We start from the raw sequence: 18,791 nt of genomic DNA, 5'->3' as shown, positions 1-18,791 counted from the left end.
GGTCACGAGCCGGCTCCGTCCCGCTCGCGCTCGTACGCGTCGTACGACTGGTAGGAGACCCCCAGGCGGGCGAGGGTCTCGCGCAGGCCGTAGCGGTCGAGGCCGAGCTGGCCCTCCTGGAAGGCGGCGCGGGCCCCGGCCTCCTTCGCCTCGCGGGCCTCGGAGGCTTCGGCCGTCCGCCGGGCGCGCTCGCGGGGCACGCACACCACGCCGTCGTCGTCGGCGAGGATCACGTCGCCGGGCCGGATCACCTGGCCGCCGACGACCACCGGTACGTTGGCGGAGCCGCCGGTCGCCTTGACCGTGCCCTGCGGGCTGACCGCCCGGGACCAGGCGGGGAAGCCCATCCGGCGCAGCTCGGCGGTGTCCCGGATGCCCGCGTCGATGACGAGGCCGCGCACGCCACGCCGCTGCAGCGCGGTGGCGAACAGTTCGCCGAACATGCCGTCGGTGGAGGGCGAGGTGGTCGTGACGACCAGGATGTCGCCCTCGCCGCACTGCTCGACGGCCGCGTGGATCATGAGGTTGTCGCCGGGCCAGGAGAGCACCGTGACCGCGGTGCCCGCGACCCGGGTGTCCTGCTGGATCGGGCGCAGACGGGTGCCGAGCAGGCCGGTGCGGCCCATCGCCTCGTGCACGGTGGCGACTCCGTAGGCGGCCAGCGCCTCGACGTCCTTCGCCGCAGCCTTCGGCGGGTCGGTGACGATCACGTTGCTCATACCAGCTCCCCCGTCACCTGCGGGTAGGGCCGCATGTACGCCTCGGCCATGGTCTTGTGGGCCAGCCCCAGGTTGGGTCCGGCGTTGCGCTTGAGCTGGACTCCGCGGCGGACGGCGAGGTCCGTGTAGTAGTCCCACAGGTGCCGCTGGGCGGCGAGGCACTCCATCGCCCGGCGTTTGGTCTCCCACACCTCGGAGATGTCGAGGAGGACCTGTGGCGTGAATCCGCACATCTCGGGCTGGTGCGGCTCGAAGAAGAACACCGGAGGAGCGCCGATGACCTCGCCGTCGGCCGGGTAGCCGATGGCCTGCGCGAGGACACGGGCGTCGAGGGCCAGCCGCGCGGCCGCGGGGTGGTCGCCGTTGTAGGGGTCCTCCAGCGGGTGGGTGAGCACGACGTCCGGCTGGACCTCGCGGTAGACGCCCACCAGTCGGTCGGTCAGCCCGGGGGTGACGGTGAGGGGGTAGTCGCCCGCGTCGAAGAAGACGACCTCGGCACCGAGGGCGGCGGCGGCCGCCTCGGCCTCGCCGCGGCGCATGGCCTTGATCTCCCCGAGCGTTCTGCCCTCCCGCCACGCCTTCGCGGACTCGCCGCGCTCGCCGTAGGTCAGGCAGGCGACGGTGACCTTCTCGCCGCGGGCGGCGGCGAGGGCGATGGCGCCGCCCGCCCGCCACACGAAGTCCCCGGCGTGGGCGGTGACGACGAGCGTCGACCGTGGGGGGTTGGGCGCGTTGCCGTGCGTCATTCCTGCGATCTCCTTGCTGGACAGGCCGGTCGACCCGCCCCGCGGCGTCCTGCGCCCGACGCGTCACTCGTACGACGTCATGCGCGCAGAGCGTCGATCACACCCGCGAGGTGGGAGCGGACGGCCTCCTCGGCCGCCCGCGGGTCCCTGGCCCTGATCGCGTCGATCATGGCCAGGTGCTCGCTCAGGGACTTCTGGGGCCGCCCCGGCCGCAGCGCGAGCTGGAAACGGTGGCGCACCAGCTGCGCGTTGAGCCGTTCCAGGAGTCCCACGGCCACCTGTTGGCCGGAGAACTGCCTGATGTGGGCGTGCAGTTCGTGGTTGAGGTCGGAGTAGGTCACCGGCTCGCCGTCGGCGACGGCCTTGGACATCGCCTCGCCCAGGGCGACCAGCCGGTCCAGCTGCTCGTCACTGGCCTCGACGGCCGCCTTGCCCGCGCACAGTCCTTCGAGGACCATGCGGCACTCGGTGATGGCGACCGCTTCCTCCACGCTCACCACGCGGACCCGCGAGCCGCGGTTGCGGATCCGTTCGACCAGTCCTTCCGACTCCAGCTCGATCAGAGCCGCCCGGACGCTGGCCCGCGTCACACCGAACTGCTCGGCGAGCTCGTTCTCCACCAGCCGTTGGGCCGGGGCCATGTCGCCTTGCAGGATGGCCTGCCTGAGCTGCGCGAGCGCGTGCTGTCTGGCCTGCTCTCCGGTGCTCGGACGGGCTTCCTTCGGCACGTGTGCCCCCCTGAGTGAGTGCCTGTCGAACCTAAATCTAGCCGAACAAAATTGTCAACAATTTTGTCCGACATGCTGGTTCGCGTTTGCCGCCGCCGGGGGTTCGTTCGTTCACAGCGGGCCGGTGGGGGCTGATCGCGCAGTTCCCCGCGCCCCTGACGGGGCACGGACCGGGCGAGCCCGTCAGGGGCGCGAGGAACCGCGCGCCCAACCACGACACACCCGCACCCAACGTCCGACCGCACCCCCACCAACCCAGGGGCGCGGGGAACGGCGCGACCAGCCAGCCACAGCGCACCCGCAGCCAACGTCCGACAGCCGCCGGCTACGGCGACGGCTGGCGCCGTCGGTCGTCAGTCGGCGGCCACGGGGAACCCGTGGCTACGCCACACCCCCCGCCCGGCATCGACCGCGAACACCTCGCACCCCGCCCGCGCCGCCGCCCACGCGACCCCCTCGCCTCCCATCGCGAACGCCGCGGTCGCCACCGCGTCCGCCTCCGTCAGCGAGGAGGCCACCACGGTGAGGCTCAGCAACCCGGTCGCCGCCCGCCCCGTGCGCCCGTCGAAGATGTGGTCCCCCCGCTCGTACCGCCCCGACGTGGCAACCGCCCCGTCGGCGACCTCGACGACCACGCACACCCGGTCGTCCCGCTCCGGATGCCGTACCCCGACCCGCCAGGGGCGGCCCGCCGTGACGACGTCCCCGCCCGCGTTGAGGCAGAACGTCGTCACACCGCCCGCCCGCAGCAGCTCGGCGGCACGCTGGACCGCCCAGCCCTTGACCACCGCGCAGGGGTCGAGCCCGCGGCCCGGCAGCCGCACCTGGAACGCGCCCCCGCTCTCCACCCGGTACCGCTCGCACAGGTCGAGGATCTCGGCCAGGTCCGCGCTCGGTCCGCCGGCCGCCTGCTCGCCCCGGTCGAGCCGGGACACCTCGCTGTCCGGCAGGAAGGGGCTGAACCGCGCGTCGGCCTCCCGCAGCCACGCGAACGCCCGGTCCGCGGCCGCGACGGCGTCCCGCCCCGGAGCGGCGTCCTCGATCCGCAGGGAGATGGGCAGCCCCATGATGTGCTCGACCCGGTGCACCGGGCCGGTCACGGCGGCCGGGGCCGCGAAGGTCTCGGTCCTGGCCATCGCCGTCATCCCTTCGCGTCGATCGCGGCCTGCAGCGACTCGACGTACCCCTCGCTGGTGATCGTCGCGCCGGACACCGTGTCGATGTCCGCGCTCTGTGCCTCCAGCGTCTCCGCGACGAGCTGCGGCACGGCGGCCTCGGTCTGCGGATGGTCCGGCTGCCGCAGCATGCGTACCGAAGCGATCGTGCCGCCCTCGAAGGTCACCTCGACCTGCACGGTCCCCTTCTCGGTGTCGACCGCGGACCCGGCGACGACCTGGGAGGCGGCGGCGGACGCGGACGGTGCGGCCGAGGACGACGGCGGGGCCGCCGACGCGGACTCGGCCGCCGCGTCGATGGCGGCCTGCAGCGACTTCCGGTAGCCGTCGCTGGTGATGGTCGCGCCGGACACCGTGTCGACGTCGGCGCTCTGTGCCTCCAGCGTCTCCGCGACGAGCTGCGGCACGGCGGCCTCGGTCTGCGGATGGTCCGGCTGCCGCAGCAGCTTCACGGCGGTGATCTCGTCGCCGTCGAAGGTGACCTCCACCTGCACGGGGCCCTTCTCGGTCTCCACGGTCGTGCCCCTGACCACCTGGGACGAGCCGCCCGGGGCGGACGCGGAGGGTGTCGAGGCGGGCGACGCGGCTTCGGTGGTCGTCGTCGAGCCGTCCGAGGGGGCGTAGCGCCACACCGGGATCAGGCCCGCGACGCTCAGGACCAGGACAGGTATTGCTCGCTTCACGATGTCTTCCTCATCCCGCCAGGCTGAAGCGCTCGAAATGGATCTGCCGTTTGGGCACGCCGAGTTCGCGCAGGCTGCCCAGCACCGCGTTCATCATCGGAGGCGGCCCGCACAGGAACACGTCACGGTCCCCGATGTCCGGCACGAGCCGCACCAGCTCCGCCGGTGCCAGCTTGTCGGGGCTGACCGGCCCGGACACCAGGTGCAGTGCGGCGCCCTTGGCGTGGGCGAGCTCCCGCAGCTCCTCGTAGAGGACCGCGTCCCGCTCGGCGCCCACCCGGTAGACGACCACCGCGTGCCCGTGCAGTTCCTCCAGCAGGGCGCGGATCGGGGTGACGCCGACACCGCCGGCGATGAGTACGGCCTCGGGCCGGGTGCGGTGCATCGCGGTGAAGGCGCCGTAGGGTCCCTCGGCGAAGACCCGCGTGCCCACCTTCAGGTGCCGCAGGGCCGCGGTCCCGTCACCGGCCGCCTTGGCGGTGAGCCGCAGCGTCCGGCCGTCCGGCGCTGCCGACAGCGAGAACGGGTTGGCCTGCCACCACCGGTCCCTGGTGAGGAACCGCCACAGGAAGAACTGGCCGGCGCGGGCCGGCAGCCGGTCCAGGTCGCGTCCCGTGATGTAGACGGAGACGACGTCGTCGGACTCGGGGACGACTGCGGAGACCCGCAGCCGGTGCCGCGTGTTGCGCCACAGCGGGAGGACCAGCCGGCCCACGAGCACCGCGCCGAGCGCCACGCCCCACAGCACGTACCAGTACGTCGTGGCCGCGGTCGACGAGGTGAACGTCGTACCGGCCGCGACCTGGTGCGTGAACGCCAGCACCACCGCGACGTAGGTGTACAGGTGGATGAAGTGCCAGGTCTCGTACGCCAGCCTGCGGCGGGCGAAGCGGGCCGAGACGCCGCCGACGACGAGGATCAGGCCCAGCGCGACGATCGCGCGGAAGACGCCCTCGACGGTCTCACCGAGGTCCACGAGCTGGTTCACCGGGTCCATCGAGGACGACTGGGCGTAGCCGAAGGTGATGAACACGGCATGTCCGAGCAGGGTGAACAGCAGTCCGAAGCCGACCCAGCGGTGCCAGGAGGTCAGCCGGTCCATGCCGATACGGCGGTCGAACCACGGCAGCCGGGCGACCAGCAGCAGCTGGAAGGCCATCAGCAGCGCGCCGTACAGCCCGGCGAGTCTGCCCAGCACGATGAGGGTGTTCGAGGCGAACCCGGCCTGGACGAAGAACACGGTCACCACGACCGCGTTCAGGGCCAGCAGGCCGTAGAGGCCGGTGCGGGCCACCACCTTGGGACGCACCGCCGCGGTCGGCGGGGGAACGGTCGTCTGGACAGTCGTCACGGACGGCAACTCCTTGATCGGGTCCTCGGATCCCCGTGGGGGTCCTCGGATCCTCGGTTCGGGTCCTGGGACTCCGAGCCTGCCTGGCGAACCCTGTCGTTTTCCTGTCGCTGAACTTTCAAGTGTCTATCGATCCGGCCTCGGCATGCCCGCGGCTATGGCGCGGAAGGCCACGTGAAGCACTATGGGCACGTGGAAAAAGTACGACTTCTCGTCGTGGACGACGATCCGCCCATCGCCGACCTGGTCGCGACGGTCGCCCGCTACGAGGGCTGGGAGGCGGTCACCGCGCACTCCGGCGAGGAGGCGCTGCGGCGGGCCGCCGAGTTCCGTCCGGACATCGTGGTGCTCGACCTGATGCTGCCGGGGCTCGACGGCTTCGCCGTGCTCGACCGGCTGCGGCTGTCCGGGACGATGGTGCCGGTCGTGTTCCTGACCGCGCGGGACGGGGTGGCGGACCGGGTCGCGGGGCTCACCCGGGGCGGCGACGACTACCTCGTCAAGCCGTTCGCGGTGGAGGAGCTGATGGCCCGGCTGCGGACCGTGCTGCGCCGCAGCGCGGGACCCGGCTTCCAGCGGTCCGTCCTCGCGGTCGCGGACCTGACGATGGACGAGGACACCCGCGAGGTGCGCCGCGGTGAGCGCCTGCTGACGCTCACGCCGACCGAGTACGAGGTGCTGCGCTATCTGATGCGCAAGTCGCCGACCGTGCTGACCAAGGCGCAGATCCTCGACCATGTGTGGGAGTACGGCTTCGGCGGCCGCTCGAACGTGGTGGAGCTGGTCATCAGCCGGCTGCGCCGCAAACTCGACGGCGACGGTGAGGGAGACAGGGACGGGGACGCAGACGGCGACAACGGCGGCGACGGCACGGGACGGGACGGGCCGCAGCTCATCCACACCGTGCGGGGCGTCGGGTACGTGGTGCGGCAGGTCGCCGGGTGACCGCCCGCCTCCGTGCCGCGTACCGCAGGCTCCGTCTCGGCACCCGGCTCGCGCTGGGCATGGGGGTGCTCGCGCTGATCGTCTTCACCGTGGTCAGCACGGGTCTGACGGCACACATGCGGAGTTATCTGGAGCGTCAGCTCAACAACCAGATGAAGCTGGTCCAGGTCACCCAGTCCAAGGACGCCCGGGCGCACGGCACGGTGGAACGCCGGCCGTACTACGGCTGGTACACCGCCGTGTACGACGTCACGGACGACTCCGCCGTCCTGCGCCGCCCCAGTGACGTGCCCAAGGACACCGTCCAGCTCGCCGCGGTCGCCGAGGCGCTGGCCCGGGACGGGGCGAAGGAGGTCTACCACACGACCCGTATCCAGGACGAGGGCGCGTACCGGTTGCGGGCCTGCGAGATCGGGCCGGGAGTGGTCCTGGTCACCGCGGCCCCGCTGAAGGAGATCGAGGAGACCACGGACCGGCTGGTCACCGTCCAGGTCTTCGCCATCGCCCTGGGGGTGCTCGCGCTCGTGGTGTCCGGGCGCGCGGTGCTGCGGCGGGGTCTGCGGCCGCTCAACGACATGGCGCACACGGCCCGCGGCATCACCTCGCACGACTTCACCGACTCGGCCCGGCTGCCGGTGCGCGCCGACCGGGGGAACGGCGGCCCGGAGGTCGAGGAGCTGCGCGTCGCGTTCAACACCATGCTGGAGCACATCGACGACTCGCTGGCCGTCCGCACGGAGGCCGAGCAGCGGCTGCGCCGCTTCGTCGCGGACGCCTCGCACGAGCTGCGTACGCCCCTGATGTCGGTACGCGGCTACGCGGACCTCTTCCAGTACGCGGCGGCCAACGAGCCCGGGGAGCGGGAGAAGCACCTGGCGCGGCTGCGTGCCGAGGCCGCCCGGATGGGGGTGCTGCTCGACGACCTGCTGCTGCTCGCCCGCCTGGACGCCGCCGAGGTGGAGACACCGCTGCGGCTCGAGGACGCTGACCTGGCGGAGCTGGTGCGACAGGCGGCGGACGCGTTCCGGGCCACCCACGCGGACCATCCGCTGTCCGTGACGGCGGGCACCGGCCCGGTGCGGCTGCGGCTCGACGCCCTGCGCATCCGGCAGGTCCTCGACAACCTCCTCACCAACGCCGCCGTGCACACCCCCGCGGGCACCGAGGTCTCCGTGGCGGTGTCGGTCGCGTCCGGCGCGGCGGTCGTCCGGGTCACCGACTGCGGCCCGGGTATCCCGGCCGCCGACCAGGACCGCGTCTTCGACCGCTTCTTCCGCGTCGACAAGGCCCGCAGCCGGGACCGCGGCGGCAGCGGCCTCGGCCTGGCGGTCGCCCGCTCGCTGGTGCGGGCCCACGGCGGCACGATCACGGTGGACAGCGAGCCGGGGGCGACGACGTTCACCCTGCGCATCCCGCTGGCGCGAGGGGTGTGAGGGGCGGGGGCTCACCCCTGCCGGTAGAGCCCCGAGAGCAGCTCGATCACCGCCGCCGCGGCGGGATGCGGATCATCCCGCCACCACGCGAGCCGCACGGCGATCGGCTCGGCGTCCCGCACCGGCCGGTACACCACCCCCGGCCGCGGATACTGGTGCGCGGTCGACTCGGCCGTCATCCCGACACAGCGTCCGGTGGAGATCGCGGTCAGCCAGTCGTCGACATCGTGCGTCTCGCGGGTGGCCGGCCGTGCGTCGACGGGCCACAGCTCCGTCGTGGTGGTCCCCGTCCGCCGGTCGACGAGCAGGGTGCGTCCGGCGAGGTCCCCGAGCCGGACGGAACGCCGCCCGGCCAGCGGATCGTCGGCGGCCAGGGCACACAGCCGCCGTTCCAGGCCGACGATGGCCGAGTCGAAGCGCCGCTCGTCCAACGCCCGCCGGACCACGCCCAGTTCGCACCTTCCTTCGGCGAGCCCGGCCGTGGCGGAGTTGGCTCGCACGAGTTCCAGTTCCGTCCCGGGGTGCGCCGCGGCCCAGCCGCGCTGGAAGGCCAGCGTGTGGCGGCCGAGCGCCGACCAGGCGTACCCGATCCGCAGGGACGCCTGCCCGGAGGCGGCCTCCCGGACCAGGCCCTCCACCTCACCGAGCACCCGCCGGGCGTGCGCGACCACCCGCCGGCCGGTCGCCGTCGGGGTCACCTCGCGGGAGGTGCGCCGCAACAGCCGTACCCCGAGGGCGCGTTCGAGTGAGGCCAGGGTGCGCGACACCGCGGCCTGGGAGACACCGAGGGCGATCGCCGCGTCGGTGAAACCGCCCTCGTCGACGATCGCGACGAGACAGCGCAACTGCCGCAGCTCCACATCCATGACTCAAGCGTATAGATGACGCGGGTGATGCATTTTGCGCATGGGTCCGTCCGGCCCAGCATCGGAGCATGCACGCAGTCCCCGCACCCACGACGGCGTCCGCGCGGCCCACTCCCGCGGCGCCCGGTCCCGACGGCCACCGGCCGGCCGGTCTGCTGGTCCTGGCCGGCAGCGCCCTGTCCAACCAGACGGGCGCCGCGATCGGTTCGCTGGCCTTCCCCGTCCTCGGTCCCCTCGGGGTCGTCGCGGTACGCCAGTACGTGGCCGCGCTCGTCCTGCTCGCGGTCGCGAGACCCCGGCCGCGCTCGTTCACCGGGCACCAGTGGCGGCCGGTCCTGCTGCTGGCCCTGGTGTTCGCGACGATGAACCTGTCCCTCTACACCGCCATCGACCGTATCGGGCTCGGCCTCGCGGTGACCCTGGAGTTCCTCGGCCCGCTCGCCATCGCGCTCTCGGCCGCGCGCCGCCGGGTCGACGCCTGCTGCGCGCTGGTCGCCGCGGCGGGTGTCGTCACGCTGATGCGTCCGCAGCCGTCGGCGGACTATCTCGGCATGGGTCTCGGCCTGCTCGCCGCGGCCTGCTGGGCCTCGTACATCCTGCTCAACCGCACCGTGGGCCGCCGCGTCCCCGGCGCGCAGGGCTCCGCGGCCGCGGCGGCCGTCTCCGCCCTGCTGTTCCTGCCGGCCGGCGTCGTCCTGGCGCTCCGGAACCCGCCCACCCCCACGGCTCTGGCGTACGCCGTCACGGCCGGCGTGCTGGCCTCCGCGGTGCCCTACCTCGCGGACATGTTCACCCTGCGCCGCGTACCCGCCCCGGCCTTCGGCCTCCTCATGAGCGTCAACCCGGTGCTGGCCGGCCTGGTCGGCTGGGTGGTCCTCGGCCAGCACCTGGGGCCGCTGGAGTGGGCCGCCGTCGGCGCGGTGGTCGCCGCCAACGCGCTGAGCGTCGTCACGGGCCGCCGGCTACTCGGCGTAGAACGTCGCGTCCGCCCTCGCCGTCGTCGTGTCGGCCGGCTGCGTGACGAGCAGGTAGTCGTAGTGCCGGAGGTAGCTGCCCGCGACGGTGTACGCCTCGAAGGAGACACCCGCTGACGCGTCGGCCAGACCGGCCCGGCGGTAGAAGCTGGCGTCGCCCCTGAAGGCGGCGCTCCCGTCGCTCCTGTCCACCCAGACCTCGCCGTTGCTGCGGTGCCGGAGGTAATGGCCGGGGAAGTTCGCCGATTCGAGGGAGACGGTCCCGGTGCCGGCGAGGCCGGTCACGACCCGGAACTGCGAGTCGGCGAGGTTGGTGACGTTCGGCTCGATCTTCGCCCGGTACTCCCAGTGCCGGATGTACCGGTCGGGGAAGTTGTACGAGGAGAAGCGGACCGGGGTGACACCGTCGGCCACCGGGATGCCGAAGTTGGGTGTGCCGTCGGCGTTCCAGTACAGCTTCTGGTAACGGGTGCGGCGGTTGGGGTCGTTGAGCGGGTCGCCGCTGATGTCCCTGTAGTTGCGGTCGTGGTAGACGAGGATGTCGGACTTCCCGTCCTCGGACGTGGTGAAGGTGTTGTGTCCCGGGCCGTACTGGCCGGTCGCGGTGTTGCTGGTGAAGACCGGGGTGGGGGTCTTGGCCCAGGAGGCCGGGTTCATCAGGTCGGCGGAGGCGGTGGCGGTCAGCAGCCCGAGGCAGTAGTTGCTGTCGGTGGCGCTGGCCGAGAAGGTCATGAAGATCTTGCCGCCGCGCTGGATGACCGCCGGGCCCTCGTTGACGGTGTGGCCGATCTTCTCCCAGGCGTGGGTGGGCCGGGAGATCATGACCGGACTGCCGCTGAGGGTCCAGGGGTTGGACATCCTGGCCAGGTAGATGTTGGTGCCGTCGCCGACCGCCGGATCGTTCTGGGCCCAGCTGAGGTAGCGGGTGCCGCCGACGGTGAAGGTGGTCGCGTCGAGCGAGAAGGTGTCCAGCGGGAGGGCGATGCGGCCCTTCTCGGTCCAGGTGCCGGTCAGCGGGTTGGCGGCGCTGGTCTCCAGGACGTACGGCCGGATCTTCCAGATGTCGTTCGAGGCGCCGGCGGCGAAGTAGACGTACCACTTGCCGCCGATGTGGTGGATCTCCGGCGCCCAGATGTGGGCGCCCATCTCACCGCTGGCGTGCTTGGTCCAGATGGTGGTCTCGGCGGCCGTGGCCAGCCCCTGGAGGGTGGTGGCCCGGCGCATCACGATCCGGTCGTACGCGGGCACGGTGGCGGTGAAGTAGTAGTAGCCGTCGGTGTGCTTGTGGATGTGCGGGTCGGCGCGCTGCTGGGCGACCGGGTTGGTGTAGGTGACGGCGGGCGAGGCGGGGGCGGCGGCGGCCGGCTGCGCGGGCGTGGTGGCGAGGGTGGCGAGCAGGGCTGCGAGGAGGGTCAGCAGGTGGCGGGTACGGAACACGGCGGGTTCCCCTTCTGGCGGACGCCATGTCGTTCGAAATTTCGGACGACGTACGTGTCTCCGACCAGAAGATAGGCACCCAGCCTGTACACGTCAACGCTTCGGACATGTCACCGCCCCGGGTCCCTGGATATGCGGGGCCCGGGGCGGAAACCCCGTCAAGTGCTCCGGCGGGCCGTCATCGTGCGCTGGATCAGGATGAACGCGCACAGCAGCACACCCGTCGCGATCTTCGTCCACCACGAACTGAGCGTGCCCTCGAACTGGATCAGGCTCTTGATCAGGCCGAGCACCAGGACGCCGAACAGCGTGCCCACCACATACCCGGACCCGCCCGTCAGCAGCGTGCCGCCGATGACGACCGCCGCGATCGCGTCCAGCTCCAGGCCGGTCGCGTGCAACGGGTCGCCGGACTGGATGTAGAGGGTGAACAACAGCCCTGCCAGCGCCGAGCAGAAGCCGCTCATCGTGTAGACGGCGATCTTCGTACCGCCCTGCGGCAGCCCCATCAGCAGCGCCGACTGCTCGTTGCCCCCGATGGCGTACACCCGCCGTCCGAAGCGCGTGTAGTGCAGGACGTAGAACGCCGCCGCCAGCACCACCAGCGCCACGATGGCGCCGATGGACAGGAACGCCCCTCCCAGGGACACCTGGGCCTGGGCCATGCTGCTCACGGAGGAGTCCCCGATGGAGATCGACTCCTTGCTGATGACGAGGCACAGACCACGGAAGAGGAACAGCCCGGCGAGCGTCACGATGAACGGCTGGATCTCGAAGTTCTGGATCACGTACCCCATCAGGAAGCCGCCGAGGGCCCCCACCGCGAGCGCCATCGGGATGACGACCACGAGGGGCAGCCCCTGCCGCTCCACCAGCCACGCGGTGAACATGGTCGTGAAGCCGATGACGGAGCCGACCGAGAGGTCGATGCCGCCGGAGAGGATGACGAAGGTGGCACCCACCGCGGCGACCAGCAGGTAGCTGTTGTCGATGAACAGGTTCAGGAACACCTGTGTCTCGGCGAACCCGAAGTTCTGGTACCGGCTCAGGCCGATCGCGTACATCACGAGGAAGAGCCCGGCCGTCACGAGGACGGGCAGCCGGCGGTCACCGAGGACGCGCGCGGCCCTGCCCGGTGTCCGGGTCTCCGGCTCCGCGGGCCTGCGGGTGGTCGTGGTCATCACGACACCTCCATCTTGCGTACGGCCTCGGGCTGCGCGGCGGTGTCCGCCGGAGCCGCGGCCTGGTGGGCACCCCGCCTGCCGCCGAGACGCCCGCCGAACACCTTGGCGCGGAACTTCGGGGACTGCATCAGGCAGACGATGATGACGACGGCGGCCTTGAAGACCAGGTTGGTCTGGGTGGGCACGCCGATGGTGTAGATCGTGGTGGTGAGGGTCTGGATGACGAGGGCGCCGACGACCGTGCCGCCGATGGAGAACCGGCCGCCGAGCAGCGACGTACCGCCGATGACCACGGCGAGGATCGCGTCGAGTTCGATCCACAGGCCCGCGTTGTTGCCGTCCGCCGCCGAGGTGTTGGAACTGATCATCAGGCCCGCGATGCCCGCGCACAGCGCGCAGAACACGTACACCATGATCTTGATGCGCCGGGAGCGGATGCCGACCAGGCGGCTGGCCTCGGCGTTGCCGCCGACCGACTCGACGAGCAGGCCCAGCGCCGTGCGGCGGGTCAGGGCCACGGTGACGGCGACCACGACGGCCACCACGAAGATGGAGAAGGGCAGCGTCAGCCAGTAGCCGCCGCCGATCAGTTTGTACGGCTCGCTGTTGACGGTGATGATCTGCCCGTCGGTGATCAGCTGGGCGACTCCGCGGCCCGCGACCATGATGATCAGGGTGGCGATGATCGGCTGGATGCCCATCCGGGCGACCAGGAAGCCGTTCCAGAGGCCACAGACGACCGCGGCCAGCAGGCCGAGCCCCATCGCGAGGAGCACCCCGGAGACGGCGGCCTGGTCGGCCTGGTCACTGAGGTACGAACAGGCCAGCGCCCCGGTGATCGCGACGACGGCGCCGACGGACAGGTCGATGCCGCCGGTGGCGATGACGAGGGTCATGCCGACGGCGACCAGGATGAGGGGGGAGCCGAACAGCACGATCGAGACGAGGCTCCCGTAGAGGTGGCCGTCCGTCATGTTGACCGAGAAGAAGTCGGGCGTGAAAGGGACGTTGACGAGCAGCAGCAGGACCAGCACGGCGACCGGCCAGAACAGATGATGGTGTGTCAGCGCTCGCCATCGGGGAGTGGTGGTCACTGGTGCTCTCCGCTCGCGATGGTCTCCAGGATGCGGGTGGGGGTCATCTCGGGCCCGTTGGCCAGCCTGGCCACGAGCCTGCGGTCCCGCAGCACGCCGATGGTGTGGCTCAGCCGCAGGATCTCCTCCAGTTCGGCCGCGATGTACAGCACGGCCATGCCCTCCTCGGAGAGCGCGACCACCAGTTTCTGGATCTCGGCCTTGGCGCCGATGTCGATGCCGCGCGTCGGCTCGTCCAGGATCAGCAGTTTCGGCCGGGTGATCAACCAGCGGGCGAGCAGGACCTTCTGCTGGTTCCCGCCGCTGAGCCGGCCGACCCGCGCCTCGGGGTCGGCCGGCCGGATGTCCAGGGTCTTGATGTACTGGGCGACGAGTTCGTCGCGCTGGGCGACCGGGATGGGCCGGGTCCAGCCGCGCGCGGCCTGCAGCGCCAGGATGATGTTCTCCCGCACGGTCAGGTCCGGTACGAGTCCTTCGGTCTTGCGGTTCTCCGAGCAGAAGGCGACGCCGGCGGCGATCGCGTCGTTCGGGGCGCTCATCGGGACCTGCTTGCCGGCGATGGTCACCCTGCCGCTGTCCGGCTGGTCGGCGCCGAAGAGCAGCCGGGCCAGTTCGGTGCGGCCGGAGCCGAGCAGTCCGGCGAGTCCGACGACCTCGCCCTTCTTGATCTCCAGGTCGAAGGGGGCGATGCCGCCGACCCGGCCGACACCGTCCGCCGTGAGCAGTGACTCCCCCACGCCGGCGTGGAGTTGGTGGTCGTGCAGCTCCTCCAGCTGGTCCAGGGCCTTGCCGATCATCAGTTGGACGAGGCCGACCTGGTCGAGGTCGCGGACCATGTGCTCACCGACGAGGGCGCCGTTGCGCAGGACGGTCATCCGGTCGCAGACCTCGTAGATCTGGTCGAGGAAGTGCGAGACGAACAGGATCGCCACCCCCTCGCCCTTCAACCGCCGCATCAGGGCGAAGAGTTCGAGGACCTCGTCGCGGTCGAGGCTGGACGTCGGCTCGTCGAGGATCAGCACCCTGGTGCCCGACTCCGGGCCGTCGCTGTCCCCGGTCCCCACCGACCGTACGATCGCGACCAGTTGCTGCACGGCCAGCGGGTACGAGGACAGCGGCGCGGTGACGTCGATGTCGAGGCCGAGCCGGTCGACGAGTTCGGCGGCCTCGCGGCGCAGCCGTTTCCACTGGATGCGGCCGAAGCGGGTGGGTTCGCGGCCGATGAAGATGTTCTCCGCCACCGACAGGTTGGGGCAGAGGTTGACCTCCTGGTAGACCGTGCTGATGCCGGCCTGCTGGGCCTGCGACGGGCTGTGGAACCGTACGGACGTGCCGTTCAGGGTGATGGTGCCGCCGTCCAGGGAGTACACCCCGGTCAGCACCTTGATCAGGGTGGACTTGCCGGCGCCGTTCTCGCCGAGCAGGGCGTGGATCTCGCCGGGGAAGAGCCGGAAGTCGACACCCGACAGAGCCCGTACCCCCGGAAACTCTTTGACTATGCCCGTCATCTCCAGGACGGGCAGCGGCTCTGCCATGGCAGCGCTCCTCATGGATTTTCGTTCTGGCCCGGATGGTCGTCAGGCCCGCAGGGAGCCCCCTGGGCCGAGGTGCGTTCGCGTTCGGCCGGACGGAGGCTCCCTGGCGGTGGGTGCGGTCGGTCGCGTACGTCAGTACTTGCGGGTCGGGAGCGCGTCCTTGGCCTGCTCCTGGAGGAAGTCGCCCTCCTTGGTCTTGATACGGCGCTCGACCGTCTCGCCGTCGTTGACCTTCTTCACGAGTTCCATCAGCTGGGGGCCGAGGAGCGGGTTGCACTCCACGATGCCGTTGATCTTGCCCTCGGACATCGCGACGAAGCCGTCCTTCACACCGTCGACCGAGATGATCAGGATGTCCTTGCCGGGCTTCTTGCCGGCCGCCTCGATGGACTGGATGGCGCCGAGGGCCATGTCGTCGTTGTGCGCGTAGAGCACGTTGATGTCCGGGCTGGACTGCAGGAAGGCCGCCATGACCTGCTTGCCGCCGGCGCGGGTGAAGTCACCGGTCTGGCTGGCGACGATCTTCCAGTCGTCCTTGTGGTCGGCGTCCATGATCTCTTTGAAGCCCTTGGCGCGTTCGAGCGCCGGGGCGGCACCGGTGGTGCCCTCCAGCTGGGCGATCTTCACGGGGCCCTTGTGGCCGGCCTTCTGGAGAACCGTCTCCAGCATCTTGCCCGCGCGGCGGCCCTCGTCGATGAAGTCGGAGCCGATGAAGGAGACGTACAGGGAGTCGTCGGAGGTCTCGATGGAGCGGTCGGTGAGGATGACCGGGATCTTGGCCTTCTTGGCCTCCTTGAGCACCGCGTCCCAGCCCGTGACGACCACCGGCGAGAAGGCGATGACGTTCACCTTCTGCGCGATGTAGCTGCGGATCGCCGAGATCTGGTTCTCCTGCTTCTGCTGCGCGTCGGAGAACTTGAGGGTGTAACCGGCGTCCTTGGCCGCTTCCTTGACCGACTTGGTGTTGGCGGTGCGCCAGCCGCTCTCCGAACCGACCTGCGCGAAGCCCAGAGTGATCTTCTTGCCACCGCCGCCGTTGCCGGAGTCGGAGGAGCCGGAGGAGCTGTCGTCCTCCTTGGCACAGGCCGCCAGGCCGCCCGCGGCCGCCACGCCGACCGCCGCGGTGAGGAAGTTCCTTCTGTTGAGCATGTTCTTCTCCTTTGAAGAGCGGGCCCGGAGGGGCCTGCTGGTACGCGCTTGGTGCTCGTCGGACACGCCCCGACATGTCCAGCCTGTCGATCATTGTTCGAAATGCCGGTCAAAAGGGGGCGTGTGGGAAACGGCTGTCGGATGTCGTGTCAGGTGGGCGGGGCGCCCTGGTCGGACGTGTACGGGAACGTGCTGGCACGGACGACGAGTTGGGGCTCGATGGCGATACGGAGGGCCCCGGACGGCTCCCTGCCCTCGATCAGGTCGAGGAGCAGGGCGATACTGCGCTTGCCGACCTCCGCGAAGTCCTGCCGGACGGTGGTGAGCGGAGGGGCGAAGAACTCCGACTCCGGGATGTCGTCGAAGCCGGCCACCGCGACGTCCTGGGGAGTTCGCACGCCCGCCTCCCGCAGGGCCCGCAACACCCCCAGCGCCATCTGGTCGTTGGCGACGAAGACCGCGGTCAGTCCCCGGCCCACCCAGCCGGCCAGTTCCTGGCCCGCCCGGTAGCCCGACAGCGGACTCCAGTCGCCGCGCAGGAGCAACGGCGCCTCCACACCCGCCCCTTCGAGGGTGGCCCGCCAGCCCGCGGCCCGGTCGGCGGCCTCCTGCCAGTCCTCGGGTCCGGCGAGGTGCCAGACCGTGCGGTGACCTGCGGCCAGCAGATGACCGGTGGCCAGCCGTGCGCCCAGGTGCTGATCCACGTTGACGCTGGGGATCCCCACGCCGGGCCCGCTGCCCACGGTCACCACCGGGAACGGGTGGCGCAGTTCGGCGAGAGCCTCGACCGCCGACCGCTGCGGAGCGATGGCGACGACCCCCTCCACCCCGCCCTCGCCGAGGTGGTCCAGCGCCTCGGACAGCTTCTCCACCGTCAGCCTGCGCAGACTGACGGTGGAGACGAGGTAGCCCTCGGCGCGTGCCGCCTCCTCCAGTGCGAAGAGGGTGCTGGCCGGACCGTAGAGGGTGGTGTCCGAGGCGACCACACCCAGGGTCCGGGTGCGCCGGGTGACCAGGGCCCGCGCCGAGGAGTTGCGGCGGTAGCCCATCTCCTCGATCGCGTGCAGCACCCTGGCCCGGGTCTCGTCGCGCACGTTGGGGTGCTCCCCCAGCACACGGGAGACCGTCTGGTGGGACACGCCCGCCAGTCGCGCGACATCGGCCATGGTGGGCGGCCGCAGCTGGGATTGTGCCATGGCCGCACCTCCCCTGGCGGTCGTGTACCGAAAGTCTCCTGTGCCGCGCCTGAGCGTCGGCAGGTGATTGCGGAGGTCATTGTGAGCGCTAACAATTCATGCCGGTCAAGAGGTCCGACAGGAGGAGGACGTCACGTTTGAGTAACGTGCCGAACGCGGTCGGTTGCGGCCGGCCGGAGAGCGACGAAGCGCGGGACGGGCCCGCGACCCGGGTCCGCGATCCGGTCCGGCAAAGGTGTTGACGGGCTTCCGGCGCGGGCCTAGATTGCGGCACCGAATCCTCGAACCACCGACGAGATACCGGACGTTGATGACGAACACCCGAAGCGGCCGGGGGCGCGGCGCATGCGAAAAGGGCCCCCGCAGGCTCTCGCCTGCGAAGACCCTTCACATCGTCGGGACGACAGGATTTGAACCTGCGACCCCTTGACCCCCAGTCAAGTGCGCTACCAAGCTGCGCCACGTCCCGATGCGTCCCGCCGTGGTGGACGGCGTGAACACGCAGGTGAACCTTACCGCACCCGGACCGCAGGAGGCCGCCGCGACCGGGGCCGGGATCGGGACCGGGCATCGGGACCGGTCACTCGACGAAGAGGCCACGCGCCGCGGCCCGCGCGTCGAACTCCTCCAAGCGGGCCTGGGCGTCGGGCATGCCGTCGCACATCGCCTCCAGGAGGACCTGTCCCAGGAGCATCGGCGCGCCGACCGTGTCGAAGACCAGGCCGGTGCCCACGGCGGCCGGGAGCAGCACGTCGCTGTGGTCGGCCACCGGGGCGAACGTACCGTCGGCGATCGTGACCACGGTCAGCCCGGCGTCCCTGGCGTGGGCGAGCGCGGCCAGGAGCTCGGCCGGGTGACGCGGCAGCGCGAAGCACAGGAGTGCGCTCGCTCCCGCGCGGCGGGCCGCGTCGATCCGGTCGGTGAGCAGCGAGCCGCCCTCGTCGAGCAGGCGTACGTCGGGGTGCACCTTCGCGGCGAAGTAGGCGAAGCCGCGCGCCTGGGCGGCCGAGGCGCGCAGCCCGAGGACCGGCAGCGGGCGGGAGGCGGCCAGCAGCCGGCCCGCGTCCTCCACCGGCCCCGGGTCGGCGAGCAGGGACGCCAGCTGGAGCAGGTTGTCGATCTCCGCCCGTACGGCCTGCTGGTAGGGGTTGGCCGGCCGCGTGTCCGCGGCCGGCCCCGGCGGTCCGGTGGGCACGACGTCGCGCAGGTGTCTGCGCAGCGCCGGATATCCGTCGAAGCCGAGGGCGACCGCGAACCGGGTCACCGACGGCTGGCTGACCCCCGCCAGTTCCGCCAGCTCCACGCTCGACAGGAACGGCGCGGCCGGCGCCCGCCGGACCAGACAGTGCGCGATACGGCGCTGGGTGGGCGTCAGCCGGCGCCCTTCGAAGAGCTGGTGCAGCAGGGTGGGAGCGGCGGGCCCCTGGGTCCCGTGTGGCGCGGCGGTCCCATGCGCCTCGCGGGTCCCTTGGGTCCCGTCCGGCGCGGCGGCGCCGCCGGCTCCCTCCGTGTCGCTCACTCCGGCCCTCCAGACAGTCGTACGGAACCGTCCGCCCCTGCCACGTCCGCCCCTGTC

General features: G+C 71.3%; 16 protein-coding genes, 1 tRNA gene and 1 pseudogene. 3 read left to right on the top strand and 15 right to left on the bottom strand.

The window, feature by feature from the left end; all coding sequences use genetic code 11:
* Nucleotides 1–2: 2 nt before the first annotated feature.
* The 6 genes from ACFYXC_RS07375 to ACFYXC_RS07350 all read right to left on the bottom strand — a co-directional run bounded on the left by ACFYXC_RS07375 (nt 3) and on the right by ACFYXC_RS07350 (nt 5,402).
* A complete protein-coding gene (locus ACFYXC_RS07375) occupies nt 3–719 on the bottom strand; it encodes a 4-carboxy-4-hydroxy-2-oxoadipate aldolase/oxaloacetate decarboxylase (protein WP_389547972.1) in 717 nt (238 codons plus the stop codon).
* Complete coding sequence (locus tag ACFYXC_RS07370) at nt 716–1,465, bottom strand: PIG-L deacetylase family protein (protein ID WP_389547970.1); 750 nt, start codon at nt 1,463–1,465, stop codon at nt 716–718. The genes ACFYXC_RS07375 and ACFYXC_RS07370 overlap by 4 nt, the downstream gene beginning before the upstream one ends.
* 77 nt (nt 1,466–1,542) lie before the next feature.
* A complete protein-coding gene (locus tag ACFYXC_RS07365; RefSeq protein WP_389547967.1) occupies nt 1,543–2,193 on the bottom strand; it encodes a GntR family transcriptional regulator in 651 nt (216 codons plus the stop codon).
* 353 nt (nt 2,194–2,546) lie between these two features.
* Nucleotides 2,547–3,281, bottom strand: coding sequence for an FAD:protein FMN transferase (locus tag ACFYXC_RS07360; protein ID WP_389548426.1), 735 nt, complete (start codon nt 3,279–3,281; stop codon nt 2,547–2,549).
* Nucleotides 3,282–3,334: 53 nt separating this feature from the next.
* Nucleotides 3,335–4,051: an FMN-binding protein gene (locus ACFYXC_RS07355; RefSeq protein WP_389547964.1), complete on the bottom strand. Its 717-nt coding sequence runs from the start codon at nt 4,049–4,051 to the stop codon at nt 3,335–3,337.
* A gap of 10 nt (nt 4,052–4,061) precedes the next feature.
* Nucleotides 4,062–5,402 (bottom strand): ferric reductase-like transmembrane domain-containing protein, encoded by a 1,341-nt coding sequence (locus ACFYXC_RS07350; RefSeq protein WP_389547961.1) that lies wholly within the window; start codon nt 5,400–5,402, stop codon nt 4,062–4,064.
* A 192-nt stretch (nt 5,403–5,594) separates the two neighbouring features.
* Here ACFYXC_RS07350 and ACFYXC_RS07345 point away from each other — a divergent pair, with 192 nt between their 5' ends.
* Together ACFYXC_RS07345 and ACFYXC_RS07340 are read left to right on the top strand one after the other, a co-directional pair.
* Nucleotides 5,595–6,347 carry a response regulator transcription factor gene (locus ACFYXC_RS07345; RefSeq protein ID WP_389547957.1) on the top strand — a complete coding sequence of 251 codons (753 nt, stop codon included), beginning with the start codon at nt 5,595–5,597 and terminating at the stop codon, nt 6,345–6,347.
* On the top strand, nt 6,344–7,780 hold the full coding sequence (locus ACFYXC_RS07340; protein WP_389547954.1) for a sensor histidine kinase: 1,437 nt from the start codon (nt 6,344–6,346) through the stop codon (nt 7,778–7,780). The genes ACFYXC_RS07345 and ACFYXC_RS07340 overlap by 4 nt, the downstream gene beginning before the upstream one ends.
* An 11-nt stretch (nt 7,781–7,791) precedes the next feature.
* Here the strand turns inward: ACFYXC_RS07340 and ACFYXC_RS07335 are convergent, their stop codons facing one another.
* The gene (locus ACFYXC_RS07335) at nt 7,792–8,646 is read right to left on the bottom strand and encodes a LysR family transcriptional regulator (protein WP_388905267.1); all 855 of its coding nucleotides are present in this window, start codon (nt 8,644–8,646) and stop codon (nt 7,792–7,794) included.
* Nucleotides 8,647–8,714: 68 nt separating this feature from the next.
* Here ACFYXC_RS07335 and ACFYXC_RS07330 point away from each other — a divergent pair.
* Nucleotides 8,715–9,605: pseudogene (locus tag ACFYXC_RS07330) on the top strand (DMT family transporter); the annotation flags it as partial.
* A 3-nt stretch (nt 9,606–9,608) separates the two neighbouring features.
* On the opposite strand, the gene ACFYXC_RS07325 reads toward ACFYXC_RS07330, so the two are convergent.
* The 8 genes from ACFYXC_RS07325 to ACFYXC_RS07290 form a co-directional block, all read right to left on the bottom strand.
* On the bottom strand, nt 9,609–11,036 hold the full coding sequence (locus tag ACFYXC_RS07325) for a family 43 glycosylhydrolase (RefSeq protein ID WP_389548423.1): 1,428 nt from the start codon (nt 11,034–11,036) through the stop codon (nt 9,609–9,611).
* 179 nt (nt 11,037–11,215) lie between these two features.
* Entirely contained in the window at nt 11,216–12,238 is a 1,023-nt protein-coding gene (yjfF, locus tag ACFYXC_RS07320) for a galactofuranose ABC transporter, permease protein YjfF (RefSeq protein WP_389547951.1), read from the bottom strand.
* Nucleotides 12,238–13,335: an ABC transporter permease gene (locus ACFYXC_RS07315; RefSeq protein WP_388905263.1), complete on the bottom strand. Its 1,098-nt coding sequence runs from the start codon at nt 13,333–13,335 to the stop codon at nt 12,238–12,240. The genes yjfF and ACFYXC_RS07315 overlap by 1 nt, the downstream gene beginning before the upstream one ends.
* The gene (locus ACFYXC_RS07310) at nt 13,332–14,870 is read right to left on the bottom strand and encodes a sugar ABC transporter ATP-binding protein (protein WP_389547947.1); all 1,539 of its coding nucleotides are present in this window, start codon (nt 14,868–14,870) and stop codon (nt 13,332–13,334) included. Before ACFYXC_RS07310 ends, ACFYXC_RS07315 begins: the two co-directional genes overlap by 4 nt.
* Before the next feature lie 132 nt (nt 14,871–15,002).
* Nucleotides 15,003–16,019 carry an ABC transporter substrate-binding protein gene (locus tag ACFYXC_RS07305; protein ID WP_389547944.1) on the bottom strand — a complete coding sequence of 339 codons (1,017 nt, stop codon included), beginning with the start codon at nt 16,017–16,019 and terminating at the stop codon, nt 15,003–15,005.
* 149 nt (nt 16,020–16,168) lie between these two features.
* A complete protein-coding gene (locus ACFYXC_RS07300) occupies nt 16,169–17,215 on the bottom strand; it encodes a LacI family DNA-binding transcriptional regulator (protein WP_389547941.1) in 1,047 nt (348 codons plus the stop codon).
* 395 nt (nt 17,216–17,610) lie between these two features.
* Nucleotides 17,611–17,684: transfer RNA gene (locus ACFYXC_RS07295), tRNA-Pro, on the bottom strand.
* A gap of 111 nt (nt 17,685–17,795) precedes the next feature.
* Entirely contained in the window at nt 17,796–18,734 is a 939-nt protein-coding gene (locus tag ACFYXC_RS07290; RefSeq protein WP_389547939.1) for a MurR/RpiR family transcriptional regulator, read from the bottom strand.
* Nucleotides 18,735–18,791: the final 57 nt, after the last annotated feature.

Origin of the sequence: Streptomyces sp. NPDC002701 (genome assembly GCF_042889045.1) — a bacterium.
Lineage (GTDB): Bacteria > Actinomycetota > Actinomycetes > Streptomycetales > Streptomycetaceae > Streptomyces.
The sequence above is the reverse complement of the archived record's forward strand: the minus strand, read 5'-3'. Positions and strand labels throughout refer to the sequence as shown.